This window comes from Micromonospora sp. 4G55, assembly GCF_016803375.1.
The window spans coordinates 1-3,175 of the sequence record NZ_JAEVHN010000689.1 but is presented as its reverse complement, the minus strand read 5'-3'; the positions used below and the strand labels follow the sequence as shown (position 1 = coordinate 3,175).

General features: G+C 73.0%; 3 protein-coding genes and 1 pseudogene. All 4 read right to left on the bottom strand.

The features are described from left to right. Positions 1-284, bottom strand: a pseudogene (locus JNW89_RS32450) (hypothetical protein); the annotation flags it as partial. A 103-nt stretch (positions 285-387) separates the two neighbouring features. Next, positions 388-1,569: an adenylyltransferase/sulfurtransferase MoeZ gene (gene moeZ / locus JNW89_RS32445; protein ID WP_154941768.1), complete on the bottom strand. Its 1,182-nt coding sequence runs from the start codon at positions 1,567-1,569 to the stop codon at positions 388-390. Between the two features lie 110 nt (positions 1,570-1,679). Beyond that, positions 1,680-2,519, bottom strand: a complete 840-nt coding sequence (locus JNW89_RS32440) for a DUF3152 domain-containing protein (protein ID WP_238451959.1) — start codon at positions 2,517-2,519, stop codon at positions 1,680-1,682. An 83-nt stretch (positions 2,520-2,602) separates the two neighbouring features. Beyond that, a partial coding sequence (locus JNW89_RS32435; RefSeq protein WP_238451958.1) for a DUF3152 domain-containing protein occupies positions 2,603-3,175 on the bottom strand: 573 nt, incomplete at its 5' end.

Below are 3,175 nucleotides of genomic sequence, written 5' to 3'. Positions count from 1 at the left end.
CCGCCGTCGGGCAGCTGGCGGGCGGCGAGCCAGTCCAGCGCGTGCCGGGCCGCCGGGCGGCCGAGGGCGCCGAGGTCGTCCAGCTCGGCCAGGCGGAAGCAGGTCGCGTCGACGGAGCCGACGGCACCGTCCAGGACGGCCGGCCAGCCGCCGTCGGGCGTCTGCCCGGCCTCGGCGGCGTCGAGCAGCTCGACCGGCACCGGCGCGCCGGTGCGCAGCCGGGAGAGACGGGCGCGGTCCACCGCGTCCCCGTGCGCCACGACGAAGCCGATAGCGGCGTCCATGTCCACCACGGCGGTCACGCTACCTGCGGAAAGGTGATCGCGCCTCGGGGAATCGGCCGAGGCCGGGGCGGGTGAGTGGCCCGCCGCCGGCCCCGGCCGTCGGTCAGTACGCGGGCAGCGAGGGATCGATCTGCTTGATCCAGGAGAGCACACCACCCTGGACGTGCACCGCGTCGCGGAACCCGGCCGCCTTGAGGGCGGCGAGCGCCTCGGCGGAGCGGACGCCGGACTTGCAGTGCAGCACGATCTGCCGGTCCTGCGGCAGCGTCGCCAGCGCCTCGCCGGAGATGATGTCGCCCTTGGGGATCAGCGTGGCGCCGGGGATGCGGACGATCTCGTACTCGGCGGGCTCGCGGACGTCGACCAGGAAGATGTCCTTGCCGGCGTCCTGCCACTCCTTGAGCTCCAGCGCGGTGATGGTGGCGTCGATTACCGCCTCCTGCGCCTCCTCGGAGACCGCGCCGCAGAAGTCCTCGTAGTCCTCCAGCAGGTCGGTGACCGTCGGGTTCTCGCCGCAGAGCACGCAGTTCGGGTCCTTGCGAACCTTGATCTTGCGGTAAGACATCTCCAGGGCGTCGTAGACCATCAGCCGGCCGACCAGCGGCTCGCCGATGCCGGTGAGCAGCTTGATCGCCTCGTTGACCTGGATCGAGCCGATCGACGCGCAGAGCACGCCGAGCACGCCGCCCTCGGCGCAGGACGGGACCATGCCGGGCGGCGGGGGCTCCGGGTAGAGGCAGCGGTAGCAGGGGCCGTGCTCGGCCCAGAACACCGACGCCTGGCCGTCGAAGCGGTAGATCGAACCCCAGACGTACGGCTTGCCGAGCAGCACCGCCGCGTCGTTGACCATGTAGCGGGTGGCGAAGTTGTCGGTGCCGTCGACGATCAGGTCGTACTCGGCGAAGATCTCCCGGACGTTCTCCCGGTCCAGCGCGGTGTTGTGGATTCGCACGTTCACCAGCGGGTTGATCTCGCGGATCGACGCCGCGGCGGACTCCGCCTTCGGGCGGCCGACGTCGGAGACGCCGTGGATGACCTGCCGCTGGAGGTTGGACTCGTCGACGGTGTCGAAGTCGATGATGCCGAGCGTGCCGACGCCGGCCGCGGCGAGGTACAGCAGGGCGGGTGAGCCGAGACCGCCGGCGCCGACACAGAGCACCCGGGCGTTCTTCAGCCGCTTCTGCCCCGCGACCCCGACGTCCGGGATGATCAGGTGGCGCGAGTAGCGGCGGATCTCGTCAACGGTCAGCTCGGCGGCGGGCTCGACGAGCGGGGGCAGCGACACGGTGGACTCCCCGGGATCGGCTGGTGGCGAACCGGGTCATTGTCGCTCGCCGGGGGTCCGGTCGGCCATGAGCAGTGACACGTAGCCCGACATGCGGGAGCGGGAATAACTCAGACACCGGGGACGAGCGCGCCCTCATGGCGCACCCCGTCGACGTACGGCCAGGCGTTGGCGACGCAGCCGTTCAGGCCGTACGTCTGCTGCTGCATGACCGGGGCCGGCTCGCCGGGGCCGGGGCAGGCCTGGTGCTCCTCGCCCAACTCGTGCCCGACCTCGTGGTTGACCACGTACGTCCGGTAGACGGCCAGCGGGGCGCCGTAGTCGGGCACCGCGTCCATCCAGCGGGCCAGGTTGATGATCACCTGGCCGGGCAGCCGGCAGGAGGTGTACCCCTCGGTGATCAACCCGCCCTCGGCGCACAGCCGCTCCGAGGTGGCCGGGGTGGCCAGGTAGACGGTGAAGTCGGCGGCGGCGGCCTCGGGCACCCGCTGCACCCGCAGTTCGCCGGAGGCGATCCAGCTGCGCCGGTCGGCGAGCACCTCGTCCACGGTGTCGGCGAAGACGTCGACGTCCTGCCCGGTGCCCTCCTCGACCGCCACCCGGTAGCGGCGCAGCGGGCCGTCGTACCCGCGCACCGGGGAGCGCCCGTCGGCGGCGGCGAAGCGACCGGAGCCGCTGGTCGGGTACGGGGCGGGCCGGGCGTCCTCGCCGGCGCCGAACGCCTGCGCCCGGGACAGCCCGGCGGACGCGGGTACGGACGGCCCGTCGTCGGACCGGACGAGGGCGACGCCGGTGACGGTCGCGCCGAGCGCCACCAGGCCGAGCAGGGCGGCACGCCGCCGGCGGCGGCGCATCCGGACCAGCCCGGGTCGGTTGTCGTCGGCGGTTCGGTCGGCCGGGTCGGCCGGTTCCGGTTCGCCGCCCTCGGCGAGCGGGGAAAACGGGGTCACCCGATCAGCATGGCAGACTAATCGGGCATATCAGCGCTTTTCCGGTCGGCTACGTGAGTATGTTTCAGATCGCGCGGCGGGGCTCAGACCGGACGGCCGGTGTACCGCCGCCCGTCGAGGTACGGCCACGGGTTCGCGGTGCAGCCGTCCAGGAAAAGCGACTGCTGCTGCATCACCGGCGCCGGCCGGCCCGGCCCCGGGCAGCGCTCGTGGTGGTGCCCCAACTGGTGGCCCACCTCGTGGTTGACCACGTAGGTGCGGTAGAGCGACAACGGCACACCGGCCCGTACGAAGTGCGGCACCGAGGTGCGCCACCGGTCCAGGTTGATGATCACCTTCCCCGGCGCCCGGCACGACGTGTACGGCCGGCCGCCCACCCGGATGTCCACTCCCCCGGCCCGGCACATCCGCCCCGCCGTGGCCGCCGTGGCCAGGTAGATCGTGAAGTCGTACGCCTCGCCCGCCGGCACCCGGCGCAGCCGCAGCAGCCCGCTGTCCACCCAGCTCCCCGGCCCGGCCAGCGCCGCCTGCGCCTCGTCGGAGAAGGCGTGCACGTCCTCACCGGAGCCGTTCTCCACCGCCACCCGGTACCGCTGCACCGGGCCGCCCCGCCCCAGCACCGGCCCGCCCCCGGTCGTCGTACCCGAAACTGCCCC